The organism is Ensifer sp. ENS10, from assembly GCF_014852025.1.
In the GTDB taxonomy this organism is placed as follows: Bacteria; Pseudomonadota; Alphaproteobacteria; order Rhizobiales; family Rhizobiaceae; genus Ensifer.
Genome location: NZ_JACVAS010000002.1, coordinates 1117945 through 1133679, shown reverse-complemented (window position 1 = coordinate 1133679; position 15735 = coordinate 1117945). Strand labels below are relative to the sequence as shown.

The window sequence follows — 15735 nt, the reverse complement described above, 5'->3', positions numbered from 1 at the left end:
ATCGGCGGATTGGCCCGCCGGAATTGGGTGGCGAAAGCCAGCCACGGGGACGCTTTTGCCTTGAGAAGGCGAAGACCGCGACCCGAACGACGACAGGAAGGACAGGATCGTGCTGATTTCGCAGATCAGGAACGAAGACGGATCGATAACGGTTGCGGTGCGTTTGCCCGGTGAAACCGCGCATGCGGTCAATGGTGCTGCAAGCGTCTACGCTCTGGCGATGGAGGCGGCCAATGCCGGGCGCAGCCTGAAGGAGACGATCGAGACCAAGGGTCTTGGCGCCGCCGTCGACCTCGACAGGGCCTATGCGGAGGGGCGTTTCCTGCCGCCGATCACCCATCCGGATCCGGCGCACCTGCACCTGACCGGCACGGGCCTCACCCATCTTGGTTCGGCCGCAACCCGTGACGCCATGCACAAGAAGACGAGCGAGGCGGCCGAGGAAACGCTGACGGACTCGATGAAGATGTTCCGCATGGGTCTCGAAGGCGGCAAGCCGAAAGCCGGCGAGACCGGCGTGCAGCCGGAGTGGTTCTACAAGGGCAACGGCACCTCAGCCGTGGCGCCGGGCGCGGCACTCGTTTCGCCCGCCTTTGCCGAGGATGGCGGCGAGGAGCCGGAAATGGCCGGCATCTACGTGATCTCCGACACGGGCGTTCCGTTCCGTATTGGTTTCGCCGTCGCCAACGAGTTTTCCGACCACAAGACCGAGCGGGTCAACTATCTCTGGCTGGCGCACTCGAAGCTGCGCCAGGCGAGCTTCGGTCCGGAAATCCGTATCGGTGTTGCCCCTGAGGATATCCGCGGCATGTCGCGCATCCTGCGCGGCGGCAAGGTGCTGTGGGAGAAACCGTTCCTGTCGGGCGAGGCCAACATGTCGCACAGTTTCGCCAATCTTGAGCACCATCATTTCAAGTACGGCCTGTTCCGCCAGCCGGGCGATATTCATGTTCACATGTTCGGTACGGCGACGCTGTCCTTCGGCGACGGCATCCGCACCGAGGAAGGCGACGTGTTCGAGATCGAGGCTGATGGTTTCGGCCTTCCGCTCCGCAACACGCTAGCGATCGCTGCGGAAGAACAGGTCGCCATTCGCCAGCTCTGACACATCTCCTAAGCGCACCGTTCGCGAGGGACGGTCATGCGCGTTTATGAAGGAGGCTCGAAGCCTATGACAATGCACCAGAACCTGATTGCCGGCGAGTGGGTCGGCGGTGACGGGGTTGCCAACATCAACCCGTCCGACACCAATGACGTTGTGGGCGAATATGCCCGTGCGTCTGCCGACGATGCCCGCGCCGCGATCGCCGCTGCCAAGGCTGCGTTCCCGACCTGGTCGCGTTCCGGCATCCTCGAGCGCCACGCGATCCTGAGGAAGGCCGCCGACGAGATCCTCGCCCGCAAGGACGAGCTCGGAAGGCTGTTGTCGCGCGAGGAAGGCAAGACGCTTGTCGAAGGCATCGGCGAGACGGTGCGCGCCGGCCAGATCTTCGACTTCTTCGCCGGCGAGTGCCTGCGGTTGGCGGGCGAAGTACTGCCCTCGGCGCGACCCAACATCGGCGTCGAGATCACCCGCGAGCCGGTCGGCGTCGTCGGCATCATCACGCCCTGGAACTTCCCGATCGCCATTCCCGCCTGGAAGATCGCGCCGGCGCTTTGTTACGGCAACACCGTCGTCTTCAAGCCGGCCGAACTGGTGCCCGGCAGTTCCTGGGCGATCGTCGACATCCTCCATCGTGCCGGCCTGCCGAAAGGTGTGTTGAACCTCGTCATGGGCAAGGGCTCGGTCGTCGGCCAGGCGATGCTCGACAGCCCCGATATCCACGCCATCACCTTCACCGGCTCGACCGGCACGGGAAAACGCGTCGCGCTGGCCTCGGTCGAGCACAATCGCAAGTACCAGCTGGAAATGGGCGGCAAGAACCCCTTCGTCGTGCTTGATGATGCCGATCTGTCCGTTGCGGTCGAAGCGGCGGTCAATTCCGCCTTCTTCTCTACCGGCCAGCGCTGCACCGCCTCGTCGCGCATCATCGTCACCGAGGGCATTCACGACCGCTTCGTGGCCGCAATGGGCGAACGGATCAAAGGGCTGACGATCGATGATGCGCTCAAGGCCGGCACCCATATCGGCCCGGTGGTCGATGAGAGCCAGCTCAACCAGGACACCGACTACATCGCCATCGGCAAGCAGGAGGGCGCCAAGCTCGCCTTCGGCGGCGAGCTCCTGAAGCGCGACACGCCCGGCTTCTACCTGCAGCCAGCGCTGTTCACCGAGGCGACCAACCAGATGCGGATTTCGCGGGAAGAAATCTTCGGGCCGGTCGCGTCCGTCATCCGCGTCCGCGATTACGACGAGGCGCTCACTGTGGCCAACGACACCCCCTTCGGCCTGTCATCGGGCATCGCCACCACCAGCCTCAAGCATGCGACCCATTTCAAGCGCAATGCCGAGGCCGGCATGGTCATGGTCAACCTGCCGACGGCAGGCGTCGATTTCCACGTGCCGTTCGGCGGCCGCAAGGGCTCGTCCCACGGTTCGCGCGAGCAGGGCCGCTACGCCGCCGAATTCTACACAACCGTCAAGACGGCATACACGCTCGCCTAACGGGCGCCGTCACAGGCTCGCGTGGCTGCGCGGGCCGCCTAAGGAAGGATAAGATGAAGAAGAAAGCTGAATGGCCGCGCAAGCTGCGTTCGCAGGATTGGTTCGGCGGCACCGGCAAGAATGCCATCATGCATCGCTCCTGGATGAAGAACCAGGGCCTGCCGGCCGATACTTTCGACGGACGGCCGATCATCGGCATCTGTAACACCTGGTCGGAGCTGACGCCGTGCAACGCGCATCTGCGTGACCTCGCTGAGCGGGTGAAGCGCGGCGTCTATGAGGCCGGCGGTTTCCCGGTGGAGTTTCCGGTCTTCTCCGTCGGAGAGAGCACGCTACGTCCGACCGCGATGATGTTCCGCAACCTTGCTGCGATGGACGTCGAAGAGGCGATCCGCGGCAATCCGGTCGATGGCGTCGTTCTGCTCGGCGGCTGCGACAAGACCACGCCGAGCCTACTGATGGGTGCCGCCAGCGTCGATATCCCGGTTATTCTCGTCTCCGGCGGCCCGATGCTGAACGGCAAATGGCGCGGCAAGGATGTCGGCTCCGGTACGGCGATCTGGCAGTTCTCCGAGATGGTGAAGTCCGGCGAGATGTCGCTGGCAGAATTCATGGACGCCGAGCAGGGCATGGCCCGTTCGGCCGGAAGCTGCATGACCATGGGCACGGCTTCCACCATGGCCTCGATGGCCGAAGCGCTCGGCATGACGCTGCCCGGCAACGCGGCCATTCCTGCCGTCGACGCACGCCGTCGAGTGATCTCCCAGCTCTCCGGCCGCCGCATCGTCGACATGGTGAAGGAGGACCTGAAGCCGTCCGACATTCTGACGAAGGAAGCCTTTGAGAATGCCATCCGCGTCAACGGCGCCGTCGGCGGCTCGACCAACGCCGTGCTGCACCTCCTGGCGCTTGCCGGCCGCATCGGCGTCGATCTCAGCCTCGACGACTGGGATCGCCTCGGCCGCGACGTCCCGACGATCGTCAACCTCCAGCCGTCGGGCAAATACCTGATGGAGGAGTTCTACTACGCCGGCGGTCTCCCGGTCGTGATCAAGGCGGTCGGCGAAATGGGTCTCCTGCACAAGGATGCCTTGACCGTGACCGGCGACACGATCTGGAACGACGTCAAGGACGTCACCAACTACAATGACGACGTCATCGTGCCGCGCGAAAAGGCCTTGACGCAGTCGGGCGGCATCGCTGTTCTGCGTGGCAACCTGGCACCGAAGGGCTGCGTGTTGAAGCCATCGGCCGCTTCGCCGCATCTGATGCAGCACAAGGGCCGCGCGGTCGTCTTCGAGAGCATCGAGGACTATCACGCCCGCATCAACCGCGACGATCTCGACATCGACGAGACCTGCGTGATGGTGCTGAAATATTGTGGCCCGAAGGGTTATCCGGGCATGGCCGAGGTCGGCAATATGGGCCTGCCGCCGAAGGTGCTGAAGAAGGGCATCACCGACATGATCCGCATTTCGGACGCGCGTATGTCCGGCACGGCCTATGGCACGGTCATCCTGCACACGGCACCGGAAGCGGCCGATGGTGGCCCGCTGGCGCTGGTCGAGAACGGCGACATGATCGCCGTCGACGTGCCGGCCCGCACCATTCACCTCGACATTTCGGACGAGGAACTCGCCCGTCGTCGTGCGGCCTGGGTGTCGCCGGTCAAGCCGCTTGCCGGCGGCTATGGCGGTCTCTACGTCAAGACGGTCATGCAGGCCGATACGGGGGCGGATCTCGACTTCCTCGTCGGCCCGCGCGGCTCGGAAATCCCGATGAACCGCGACAGCCACTGACTTTTCTGTTTGCTGGCGTGCAATGCCGCACCGCTCGTCGGTGCGGCATTTCCATTCGCGCTCCGGCCAGTCGTTTCAAAAAGAAGCGCAATCTTTGCACGTCTTCGGTTTGTATTATCTACAACCTCCGAAACGTTTGGCTTCCGGTAGAGTCAGCGCAACCAGACTTGATCTTCCGACGTCTCCTCTAGCCTGGGTCATTCCGGCCCTACGCTTGAGAAGGAGGACGATCATGCGGAAGAATGTGCTTGCGTTGTCGCTGGGTCTTCTTGCGACGGTGGCGTTATCCGCGCCGGCATTTGGCCAAAGCGCGGAGCGCGATGGTCTCGGTGTCGGGCTGTCCGTCGGCGCAGCGAACGGGCTGAACACCAGTGTGGGGCTCGGAGGATCGGACGGCGTGAATGCCGACGTCGACGCGTCGCTGGGCGGTGCCAACGGCGTCAACGCCGCCGCCAATGCCACGGTCGGCGGTTCGCGCGGCGTCAACGCCGATGCGCAGGCGAGCGTCGGTGGCAGCAATGGCATCAACGCGGATGCCGATATCGGTCTCGGCGGTGACAACGGGCTCAACTCTTCCGTTGACGCCAGTGTTGGTGGCCGACGTGGCCTGACTGCCGGCCTCGACGTCAATACCGGCGGTGGCGGTGCAGGTGTTGGTTCCGGTGGCGCAGTTTCTCCAGGCGCCCCGCTCACAGCGTTCAACAAGCTGTCGAGCGCCGAACGGGTCAAGCTCATCAAGCGTTGCCGCGACGTGGTCAGTGGCGGCTATGACGGCGGACTGGTTTCGCTCTGCCGCATCCTGCAGGCGAGCGCCTCGCGCTAGAAATACAAACGACCGGGCGGGTGTCTGCGGCTTTCATGCCGGGAGATCCAGCTTTCGATAGGGCGTCGATGGCGCCCCATCGAAGAGGTTACTGGCGCAGAGGCTACTGGCTTTGTGACTGGCTCTGACTCTGGCTTTGCTGCTTTTGCTCGACGGTGACCGAAACTTTCAGCGTCTCCTTGGCCTCCCCATGGATCAGGCCGGAGATCGGCGCGGCGTCGCGGTAGCAGAGGCCGGAAGCAATGCGAACGTAGCGATCGTCGGGGCAGATCTTGTTGGCGGCGTCGAAGCCGACCCAGCCGAGCCCGTTCAGATGCACTTCGGCCCAAGCGTGGCTTGCCGTCTGATCCGGCTGGCCTTCCATCATCAGATAGCCCGAGATGTAGCGCGCCGGCAGGTCGAGCGAGCGCGCCGCTGCGATCAGGATGTGGGCGTGGTCCTGGCAGACGCCGCTGCCGCTTTCGAGCGCATCCTCGGCCGTCGTCTCCGCGTGGGTCTCGCCGGGCTTGTATTCCACCGCCTTGTAGATTGTCTCCATCAGCGCATGCATGCGGGCAAGGTCGGTGTCGCCTTCGGCGGATTTTGCGAGTTCGCGGATCAGCTTGCCGGCCTTGGTCAAAGGCGTTTCGCGGGCATAGAGCCAGAGCGGTACGTAGGACTGGTGCGGCCCGAAGACGCCGGCGCGGTCCTCCGTATGGACCTCGCCGGAGGCGGTGATGCGGATCGCGTCGCGGTCGCCGTCGACGCTGACGAGATGAACCCGGTTGCCGAAGTGGTCGTCGTAGCTCACTTCGATTGCCGCGCCATCGACAAGGGTATCCCAGCCGAGAACGGTCTGGCCGGCCTGGGTCAGTGGCGTCAACCGCAGGCGCTGCAGCGCGTATTGCACGGGTTCGTCATAGTGGTATTCGGTCGTGTGGCTGATCTTCAGGTGCATGCCATCCTCCCGAACTCAGTTGAACCGGTAACCGTCGGAGATTTCCTGTCCCAGACGGTTGTTGTGGCTGATGAAGTCTTCGAGATATTCGTGCAAGCCCACATCCATGATGTCCTTGATCGACTGGCTGCGCAGCGACGCGAGCGTGCGGTCGGCCGTGTCGTGGGCGGCGTGGCGCTCGCCATATTCTCGTTCGAGGTAACCGAGATTACTGGCGATCTTCTCGTAGCAATAGGCAAGTGAGCGCGGCATGCGGCCGTTGGAAATCAGGAAGTCGGCGATGTTGGCGGGGCGGAGCTCGGCATCATAGACCCAGCCATAGGCGCGGTGGGCCGAGACCGAGCGCAGGATCGATTCCCACTGAACATTGTCCATCGACGAGCCGACGGCGGCGACTGCCGGCAGGAGCACGTAGTATTTCACGTCGAGGATGCGGGCGGTGTTGTCGGCTCGCTCGATGAAAGTGCCGATGCGCGAGAAGTTGAAGATCTCGTTCCGGAGCATCGTGCCGTGGAAGGCACCACGGATGAGGCCGGCGCGGCGCTTGATCGTATCGATGATCTCGGGCATGTCGGTCGGACGGGCCTTCCTGGAGAGGATCGTCTTCATTTCGAGGTAGCATTCGTTCGTCGCTTCCCAAGTCTCGCGCGTCAGCGCCGTGCGGACCATGCGCGCATTGTGGCGTCCCGCCTCGATGCACGACATCACGCTCGACGGATTGGCGCGGTCGCGCAAAAGGAAATCGATCGCGTCGATGCTCGTCAGCGTCTCGTGCACTTCGTCGTAGAGTTCGCGCACGCCCGCACTTTGCAGCACGCCGTCCCAGTCGCCCTCCGTCGCTTCGCTGCGGGTCAGCGCCATGCGCAGACCGGCATCGATCAGTCGGGCGCTGTTTTCGGCGCGTTCGATGTAGCGGAACATCCAGTAGAGACCGTTTGCAGTTCTTCCCAACATGGTCTCAGTCCTCCAGTACCCAGGTGTCCTTGGTCCCGCCACCCTGGCTGGAGTTCACGACGAGCGAACCAGCCTTGAGTGCCACGCGCGTCAGGCCGCCGGGAATGATCTGCACCTTGTCGGAGACGAGGACATAGGGGCGAAGGTCGACGTGCCGGGGCGCGATACCCTTGTTGACGAGGATCGGCACGGTGGAAAGCGAAAGCGTCGGCTGGGCGATGTAGTTGGTCGGGCGGCTCTTCAGCTTTTCGGCAAAGAAGGCGCGCTCCTTCTTGCTGGCGGTCGGGCCGACCAGCATGCCGTAACCGCCGGATCCGTGCACCTCCTTGACCACCAGCTCTTCCAGATGTTCGAGCACGTATTTCAGGCTCTGTGGCTCGGAACAGCGCCAGGTCGGCACGTTTTCAAGCAGTGGCTTGCGGCCAGTATAGAACTCGACGATCTCGGGCATATAGGAATAGATCGCCTTGTCGTCGGAAATCCCGGTGCCGGGCGCATTGGCAATTGTGATGTTGCCGGCGCGGTAGACATCCATGATGCCGGGAATGCCAAGCGCCGAATCCGGACGGAAGGTGAGCGGATCGAGGAAGTCGTCGTCGACGCGGCGGTAAAGCACGTCGATCGCCTCGTAGCCGCGGGTGGTGCGCATCTTCACCTTGCCGTCGATGACGCGCAGATCCGAACCCTCGACCAGTTCGACGCCCATCATGTCGGCGAGGAAGGCATGTTCATAGTAGGCGGAGTTGTAGATACCGGGCGTGAGCACGGCGACGCGCGGCTTGCCGCTGCAGCCGGGGGGTGCCAGCGACGCCAGGCTCTGGCGCAAGAGATTCGGGTAGTTCTCCACCGGGCGCACGCGGTTCTGATGGAAGAGTTCGGGGAACATCTGCATCATCGTCTCCCGGTTTTCCAGCATGTAGCTGACACCGGATGGCGTGCGCGCATTGTCCTCGAGCACGTAGAACTGATCTTCACCTGTTCTCACGATGTCGGTGCCGACGATATGGGTGTAGACGCCGCCCGGCGGCCTGAAGCCGATCATCTGCGGCAGGAAGGCGACGTTCTTCTCGATCAGCTCTCGCGGCACGCGTCCGGCGCGGATGATTTCCTGCTTGTGGTAGATGTCGTCGAGAAAGGCGTTGAGCGCGATGACCCGCTGTTCGATGCCTTGGGCGAGCTTGCGCCATTCGCGGCCGGAAATGATGCGGGGGATGAGGTCGAAGGGGATGAGCTTTTCGGATGAGTCTGCGTGTCCGTAGACCGCGAAGGTGATGCCGGTTTTCCGGAATATGTTCTCGGCTTCCCTGGATTTGGCTATGAGCCGATTTTTGTCCTGGCTGGCATACCATTCATGATAGGTCGAATATGGCTGGCGCGGACTGCTGTCCGCATTCATCATTTCGTCAAATGCCAAAGGCGTGGTCCCCTTATTTTTGACCATTTGAGTACAACGCTGGTTGCAATGCAAGAAGCGTGCTCAGTCGCCGGAAAAGAAAATTGGCATCGATCCTCTCGCCCATTCACGGGGAAAACTGCCCAACAACCCGGCAGCGGGATCCGGCCGCCGAAAGGTGTGGCGGCCGAGCGGCTGCAAAATATGCATATGCTCTAAATTTGGGCGCCGGTTTTCGGTGCTAGCCGAGGCCAAGGCAAGCGATCGCGAGCGCTGACAGGATGCAGAGCACGAGAAGCGAGAGCAGGGCAGCGGCACTGGCGCGCGGGCCGGCATTGGCGAGCGTGCGGACGTCGACCTCGAGACCGAGAGCGGCCATGGCGATGACGGTCAGCCAGGTGGAGACCTTCACGGCGCCTGTCGCGACCGGGTCGGGGACTACGCCGCTATTGCGGGCAATGGCGACGACCAGGAAACCGAGGATGAACCAGGGGACGAAGTGCGCGACCGTGGCGAGACGCGATCCCACTGTGCGGCGTTCGCCCGGCGCGGCTTCAGGTTCAGTATCGCGGCCGCCGATCAGCGAGAAACAGAAGACGACGGGGCCGAGCATCAGCACGCGCACGAGCTTGACGAGCGTGCCGACCTGAACCGAGAGCGAACTGAAAGGGCTGGCAGCGGCGAGAACCTGCGGCACGGCATAGACGGTCATGCCGGCAAAGACACCGTAGCCCTGTGGCGTCATGCCGAGCCAGCCGCCGACGAAGGGCAGAGACAGGACGACGGCGATGCCGAGAATGGCGGTAAAGGAGATGGCGGCGGCAACCTCTTCGCCGCGGGCGCCGATTGCCGGAGCGACGGCGGCAATCGCCGAATTGCCGCAGATGGCGTTGCCGCAGGCGATCAAGGTCGCGAGCCGCTTCGGCAGGCCGAGTAGACGGGCGATCAGGTAACCGGTGGCGATCGACATGACAACCATGGCGACGACGGTGACAAGCAGGGTCGGCCCGCTTTCGGCGATCGCGTCGAAGCTCAGCATGGCGCCGATCAGGACGATTGCGGTCTCCAGTAGAACCTTGGCGGAGAAATGGATGCCGGAGAGGAAGCGGGCGCTGGGCGTCCAGATCGTGCGGACGGTGGCGCCAAGCAGAATGGCAAGAACGAGGGCCTCCAGCCATGCGCGACCTGTCCAGCGCCACTCGATCAATTCAAGGCCGATGGCCGCGAGCGCGACGAGGCAGCAGAGGAAAAGGCCCGGAAGAATGCAGGTCAGGCGGGAGGAGGCGGAGCAAAATGCGGAGCGAAATGTGGGATGCGATCTGGACATGGCGGGCAACCTACGCCGATCCATGAATCAGTCTAACGGATTATTCTTGTCATTCTGATCGATTTTTGCGATTGATTTGCCATGACACTCGATCAGCTTAGAATCTTCGTCGCGGTCGCCGAGCGGCTGCACATGACGAAAGCCGCCGAGGCGATGAACGTCACCCAGTCGGCCGCGAGTGCCGCGATCGCCGCGCTTGAAACCCAGCACGACGTGCGGTTGTTCGATCGTGTCGGCCGCGGTCTTACGCTGACCGATGCCGGCAAGGTCTTCCTGCCGGAGGCAAAAGCGGTTCTCGCCCGGGCGGCCGCGGCCACCGCCTGCCTCAACGATCTATCCCAGCTTCGCCGCGGCGAACTGTCGATCGCCGCCAGCCAGACGGTTGCGAGCTACTGGCTGCCGGCGCGTTTGGCGCGCTTCACCCACGAATATCCGCAGGTCGACGTGAAACTCACCGTGCGCAACACCGCCGTCGTTGCCGAGGCGGTAGAGGAGGGGACAGTGCAGCTCGGCTTCGTCGAAGGGCGGGTCGATGGTGCCAAGCTCGACCACCGCCGCGTCGCGGTCGATCGCATTGCGGTCTATGCTTCGCCCGCGCATCCGCTTGTTGGCGCCCCGGTCAATCTGGAGATGCTGCTTGCAGCGCGCTGGGTGCTGCGTGAAGAGGGCTCCGGCACGCGGGCAATGTTCCTGCAATCGATGGGGGATCATGGAGCGGAGCTTGACGGGTTGAAGATCGAGCTCGAGTTGCCCTCGAACGAAGCGGTGCTGACGGCGGTCGAAAGCGGTCCCTTCGTCACGGCCGTTTCCCGGCTTGCCGCCCAGCCCTTCGTTGATAGCGGCCGGCTGGTCGAGTTGCCGTTTGAACTGGCGGAGCGCAATTTCGAACTCTTGACCCATCGCGAGAGGCAGTTCAGCCACGCGGCCCGCGCCTTCGTGGAACTGCTTTGAGGCAAATTCCGTTCTACTCCTGCGATTGGCCTTCGTGTGACAGGCCAAAAATTGCAGGACCTTCGTTTGATGAGGTGGTCATGGCGTTCGAAATCGTTGAAAGACCGGCCCAGCGCATAGCCGGCTCGTTTTGGGAAGGTACCTTTGGCGAGGCGGCCGAAGGGGCCGTGCGCCGACTGATCGCCGAGATGCAGGGGCACCACCAACACCTTCATCCCGGGGACCATGCAGCTCTCGTCGGTATTTCCTGGAACGATCGCCCTGACGGCTTCCGCTATCTTGTCGGTTATGTCGCCGACAAGGCCGAGACCTCGGTTCACCCTGGACACGTCGACCTGCCGGCCATGCGTTTCGTCACCGCCTTGCATCATCCGGAAAGCGGCGACGCCTTTGCTCATTACCAGAAAATGTTCGATTGGATGGCGGCCGAAGGACATGCGGCCGATACCGCCTTGCTGCACTATCGCGAGGAGTACGAGCCCGGCTTCGTTTCGCTGTCGCTTTCCTCGCTCCGGCTGATGGTTCCGATTGGCTGATGCTTGCCATCAGAAAAATTGCTTTGACCATCAGTGTGGTCGCGTCTACTTGCCTCAATGCCTAAATCGCAATGATTAGGCTCGAAATCATCCGGTAGATCAGAGTATTCAGCGACTTGAGGCCGCCTTCCGTTGAGCGGGCTGTACGCCGCCGCTCTGCCGCCGTTATCCGATAGGCCCATCATGCTCGCCCGCCTGGCTCCCGCCATCTTCGTTCTGCTCTGGTCGACCGGCTGGGTCGTCGCGAAATATGCGGCTGCCTACGCGGATCCGCTGACCTTTCTGGTTTTGCGTTACACGCTGGCGATCGCGCTCTTCATCCTGTTTTGCATCGTCACCGGCGCCCGGTGGCCAAAGTCCTGGTCGGTGGCCGGCCATGCCGTGGTGTCAGGCATGTTTTTGCACGGGCTCTATCTCGGCGCCGTCTGGTGGGCGATCGGTGAGGGTGTTCCCGCCGGTATCTCCGGCATCATTGCCGGCCTGCAGCCGTTGATGACTGCCGTCGCGGCGGCCTTCGTGATCGACGAAAAGCTGACGACCCAACAGAAGCTCGGACTGGTGCTCGGTTTCTTCGGCATTGCGCTAGCCGTGCTGCCGAAGGTGCTGGCGATAGATACCGGCGCGACGCCGATCCACCTCCTGCCTGTCATCGTCAACGTGCTCGGCATGGCCGCCGTCACCTATGGCACGCTCTATCAGAAGCGCCATCTCCAGAGCGGCGACATCCGCAGCATCGCAGCACTGCAATATCTCGGCGCGCTGATCGTGACGATCCCGCTGGCGCTGCTGCTGGAAGATCTGCACGTCACCTGGAACCTCCAGGTCGTGCTCGCACTCGCCTGGTCGGTCCTAGGGCTTTCGATGGGGGCGATTGCGCTGCTGCTCTATCTCATCCGCCGCGGCCAGGTGTCCCGCGCGGCGTCTCTGATCTATCTGGTTCCGCCGCTTGCCGCAGTGCAGGCGTGGCTCTTCTTCGGCGAAGCGCTGACGCTGCCGATGGTCATCGGAACGGTGATCGCCGTCGCGGGCGTTTATCTTACCAACCGCAAGCAGCGGGCATAAAAAACGGCGGGTCGCTTAGGCCCGCCGTTCATTTCAGCGATTTTTAGAAATCAGCCCTGGTGGCCGCGGTTGCCGCCGTTGCCACGACGCTGGCCCTGGCCGCCTTCGCGACGCTCGCCACCACCACGGTTTTCGTTGCGGCCGCCATGGTTGCGGTCGCGACGGTCGCCCTGCTTCTGGCCGGGACGTCCGTGGTGCTTCTTGCCTTCGTGATTGCGGTTGCCTTCGCCACGGCCGTCGTTTTGCGGATGGCCATGGTCGCGGCGCTCCTGACGCTGCGGGCGGCGATCGTCGCGCAACAGGTCGTCGCCGGTAAAGCCGCTGGTCGCTGCCACCGGCTCGCCGGCGGGGCGTTCGCGGCGCGCGGGACGGCCGCCGTTCTGGTGCTGGCCGCCGCCATTGCCCTTGCGGTGGCCGGCGCCGTTATTGCCTCGGCCGCTGCGGCTCTTGGAGGGGCGGGCCTGGTCGGCTGGCGCTTCGCCGCTGGCAACAGCAATGTTGATGCCCATCAGCTTCTCGATGTCGCGCAGCAGGCGGATTTCGTCCGGAGCGCAGAAGGCAATCGCGATGCCGTCGCGGCCGGCGCGCGCGGTGCGGCCGATGCGGTGAACATAGGCATCAGGCACTTCCGGCAGGTCATAGTTGTAGACGTGGGTGACGCCGGGGATGTCGATGCCGCGGGCGGCGACGTCGGTGGCGACAAGCACGCGGATCTCGCCATCACGGAAGGCCTTCAGTGCCCGCTCGCGCTGGCCCTGGCTCTTGTTGCCGTGGATCGAGGCGGCCTTGAAGCCCACGTGGTCGAGGTGCTTCATCAGCTTCTCGGCACCATGCTTGGTGCGGCTGAAGATCAGCGACAGGCCGTCCGGATTGTCGGTCAGCGTCTTCTTGAGGATGGTCGTCTTCAGGTCCTTGCCGGGAACGAAGTGAACATACTGTTCGACCTTGTCGGCGGCCTTGCCCGGAGGTGTGACTTCAACCTTGATCGGGTTGGTCAGGTACTCGCCGGCAAGCTCGGCAATCTGCTTCGGCATGGTGGCCGAGAACAGCAGCGTCTGGCGGTTCTTCGGCACGAGCTTGGAGATCTTGCGCAGGTCGTGGATGAAGCCGAGGTCGAGCATCTGGTCGGCTTCGTCAAGGACGAGGTAGCGCCCTTGCGTCAGCGTCACGGCCTTGCGGTTGACGAGATCGAGCAGGCGGCCCGGTGTTGCGACCAGGATGTCGACGCCGCGGGCGAGCTGCTCGGTCTGCTTGTTGATCGAGACACCGCCGACGACAACGCCGATTTTCAGCGGAGACTTCTTGACGAAGAGCTTGAGGTTGGCAGCGATCTGGTTGACCAGTTCGCGGGTCGGGGCAAGTACGAGGGCGCGGATGTTGCGCGGATCGGGGCGCTTGCCTTCGGCAACGAGCTTTTCGATCATCGGCAGGCCGAAGGCGGCCGTCTTGCCGGTGCCGGTCTGGGCGAGACCGATGAGATCGTTGCCCTTCAGCACCTGAGGAATGGCCTGCGCCTGGATCGGCGTCGGTTTTTCGAAGCCGTTGGCGGACAGGGTCTCCAGAATGTGCTCGGAGAGGCCGAGATCTTTAAAGGTGGACAAATGCATATACCTTTTGGGGGCGCCAAACGCATTCGCCGGAACCGCATCCTTGCTGTTCCGGTGTCGTTTGGCGTCAAGAACCCCGCGTGAATTGGGAACTTGTGGGTTAAGAAAAAAGTCGTCAAGCGCCTGTGCTGTCGCCGCTTACGGCGTATGGGTGCGCTTTTCCTTCTTCACGGCTTTCTGTGTTGCCGAGGGCGCGCTCACGCGGCGGCCTGAAGGTGACGCTGGGCACCATGTCGTCGTTTTGGGCGAAAAAGTCAAGGTGCATCTTTTCGCAGGTGCGAAATGAGATCTACTCCAGCGCGAGATCAAAGCCGGCTTCAGCCGCTTCCTGGCCGTTGACGAGGATGACGATGCGGTGCGCGCCCGGATAGTAACGCCGGGTGGTGATCGGTCGGATCGCATGGCGTTTTTCGATCTCGATCGAGCGGCCGGGCGCAAGCGTCGCCGAGGTCCATTTGAACACTTTCGGCGATGACGCGCCGTTCGCCTTGCGGTGATGCACGGCGTAATCGATCATCACCTTCTGGCTCGTCTCGGCGTCATGACTGACGGCCAGGCGCAGGCCGAGGCTTTCGCCGAGCACGATCTCGGAGCGGTCGAGCGAGAACCTGGCATTGATGCCGGCCGGGGGAGCGAAGCCGAAATTGCCAAGCGCGTCCGGGTGGCCCTGCTTCAGGAGCGTGCGCGAGGCATGGCGCAGCAACTGGCGGCGCTCCGGTGATGCGTCGACGATATGCCCCGCGACGAAAGCCACCACCAGATCCGGATGGTCCTTGGCGATGTCGTTGAGGCTGTTGGCGACCGATCGGCGCACATAGTCCTCGGGGTCGTCGAGAAGGGCCGTCAGGATCGGCAGGATTGGCTTCGGATCGCGGATGAGTTTCGGCAGCCGCATTGCCCAGGGCAGGCGCGGGCGCGTGCCTTCGCTCGCCAGCCGGCGGACGTGATGGTTGGTGTCTTGGGTCCAGGAGTGGATCGTGGCAAGAGCGCGGTCCTGATCGCGGTCGATGAAGACGCGAATGCCGAACTCGGCGGTGAAATGCGGCGTCAGTGCACGCAGCAGCGACAGCGACAGGTCGAACTCCCCAAGGCCGCGCAAGGCGACGTACTGGCTGAGGGGGAGCAATGCCCAGCCGCTGAGACCGGGCGCATCGTCTCGGGGCAGGCAGGCCGCAAGAATGGCGGCCGCTTCGGCGAACGGCTGCGGCAGTGTTTCGACCAGCGCATCACGGATCTTGAGCGAACGCTGCATCAGTTCCAGCGTTTCGAGGCCATCGCCCGCGAGCCGCAGGAATTTCTCCCGATCGAAGACGCTGGCGCCACGGGCGATCCGGTCGGCGATATCGGTGACGACGCCGGGGTGCAGCAGGTTCTTCAGTGGCTCGGCCATCGCTCGGCAGTCCTTCGCTCGTTTTTCTGGCCGCTCAGATCTTCTGGCCGTCGGTAAAATGCTGCACCAGCATTACCGCGCTGATCGTCGCCGCGTAAGGCGCAAACTCCGGATCGACCCGAACGCGCTCACCGGCCGATTGGGCGGCCTCCAGCGTCTCCCATTCGACCAGGTCCGCAAACATGCCCGAGGTCTCGCAGGAATCGACGGCGCGCCAGGAGACGAACCCGGGGTAGCGGGAAACGGCCTGCATCGCCCGGCGGCGCGTGGCTGTCGCCGCGGGTTTGTCGAGAACGATGCAAACGGCAAGCTCAAGGATGTGGTCGCTGGTCATGTTCATGCTCCATGTCT

The 15735-nt window shown here is 63.4% G+C and carries 14 protein-coding genes; 7 read left to right on the top strand and 7 right to left on the bottom strand.

All coding sequences use genetic code 11. The features are described 5' to 3' along the window. Nucleotides 1–109 precede the first annotated feature (109 nt). The 4 genes from araD1 to IB265_RS12435 all read left to right on the top strand — a co-directional run bounded on the left by araD1 (nt 110) and on the right by IB265_RS12435 (nt 5227). Nucleotides 110–1105: an AraD1 family protein gene (gene araD1, locus IB265_RS12450; protein WP_057249120.1), complete on the top strand. Its 996-nt coding sequence runs from the start codon at nt 110–112 to the stop codon at nt 1103–1105. A 66-nt stretch (nt 1106–1171) separates the two neighbouring features. Continuing rightward, entirely contained in the window at nt 1172–2605 is a 1434-nt protein-coding gene (locus IB265_RS12445) for an aldehyde dehydrogenase family protein (protein ID WP_192494803.1), read from the top strand. A 53-nt stretch (nt 2606–2658) separates the two neighbouring features. After that, nucleotides 2659–4404: an L-arabinonate dehydratase gene (gene araD, locus IB265_RS12440; protein ID WP_057252945.1), complete on the top strand. Its 1746-nt coding sequence runs from the start codon at nt 2659–2661 to the stop codon at nt 4402–4404. Nucleotides 4405–4636: 232 nt separating this feature from the next. Beyond that, nucleotides 4637–5227 carry a hypothetical protein gene (locus IB265_RS12435; RefSeq protein ID WP_057252947.1) on the top strand — a complete coding sequence of 197 codons (591 nt, stop codon included), beginning with the start codon at nt 4637–4639 and terminating at the stop codon, nt 5225–5227. 103 nt (nt 5228–5330) lie between these two features. Here IB265_RS12435 and IB265_RS12430 read toward each other — a convergent pair whose 3' ends face one another. From IB265_RS12430 to IB265_RS12415, 4 genes are all read right to left on the bottom strand, one after another. Continuing rightward, nucleotides 5331–6164 carry a transglutaminase family protein gene (locus tag IB265_RS12430; RefSeq protein WP_057252949.1) on the bottom strand — a complete coding sequence of 278 codons (834 nt, stop codon included), beginning with the start codon at nt 6162–6164 and terminating at the stop codon, nt 5331–5333. Between the two features lie 15 nt (nt 6165–6179). Further along, nucleotides 6180–7118, bottom strand: coding sequence for an alpha-E domain-containing protein (locus tag IB265_RS12425; protein WP_057252951.1), 939 nt, complete (start codon nt 7116–7118; stop codon nt 6180–6182). 4 nt (nt 7119–7122) lie between these two features. Next, nucleotides 7123–8517 (bottom strand): circularly permuted type 2 ATP-grasp protein, encoded by a 1395-nt coding sequence (locus IB265_RS12420; protein WP_058326564.1) that lies wholly within the window; start codon nt 8515–8517, stop codon nt 7123–7125. Between the two features lie 235 nt (nt 8518–8752). Next, nucleotides 8753–9838 carry a YeiH family protein gene (locus IB265_RS12415; RefSeq protein WP_192494802.1) on the bottom strand — a complete coding sequence of 362 codons (1086 nt, stop codon included), beginning with the start codon at nt 9836–9838 and terminating at the stop codon, nt 8753–8755. 81 nt (nt 9839–9919) lie between these two features. Between IB265_RS12415 and IB265_RS12410 the strand changes: the two genes are divergently transcribed. The 3 genes from IB265_RS12410 to IB265_RS12400 all read left to right on the top strand — a co-directional run bounded on the left by IB265_RS12410 (nt 9920) and on the right by IB265_RS12400 (nt 12387). Beyond that, a complete protein-coding gene (locus IB265_RS12410; RefSeq protein ID WP_057252955.1) occupies nt 9920–10789 on the top strand; it encodes a LysR family transcriptional regulator in 870 nt (289 codons plus the stop codon). A gap of 80 nt (nt 10790–10869) precedes the next feature. Then, the gene (locus IB265_RS12405) at nt 10870–11325 is read left to right on the top strand and encodes a GyrI-like domain-containing protein (protein WP_057252957.1); all 456 of its coding nucleotides are present in this window, start codon (nt 10870–10872) and stop codon (nt 11323–11325) included. 183 nt (nt 11326–11508) lie between these two features. Beyond that, a complete protein-coding gene (locus IB265_RS12400) occupies nt 11509–12387 on the top strand; it encodes a DMT family transporter (RefSeq protein WP_058321187.1) in 879 nt (292 codons plus the stop codon). Nucleotides 12388–12437: 50 nt separating this feature from the next. Here IB265_RS12400 and IB265_RS12395 read toward each other — a convergent pair whose 3' ends face one another. From IB265_RS12395 to IB265_RS12385, 3 genes are all read right to left on the bottom strand, one after another. Next, entirely contained in the window at nt 12438–13988 is a 1551-nt protein-coding gene (locus IB265_RS12395; RefSeq protein WP_057254307.1) for a DEAD/DEAH box helicase, read from the bottom strand. A 295-nt stretch (nt 13989–14283) separates the two neighbouring features. Then, nucleotides 14284–15384 carry a DNA alkylation repair protein gene (locus IB265_RS12390; protein ID WP_057252961.1) on the bottom strand — a complete coding sequence of 367 codons (1101 nt, stop codon included), beginning with the start codon at nt 15382–15384 and terminating at the stop codon, nt 14284–14286. Nucleotides 15385–15418: 34 nt separating this feature from the next. Next, nucleotides 15419–15718, bottom strand: a complete 300-nt coding sequence (locus IB265_RS12385; RefSeq protein ID WP_057252963.1) for a hypothetical protein — start codon at nt 15716–15718, stop codon at nt 15419–15421. Between the last annotated feature and the right edge of the window lie 17 nt (nt 15719–15735).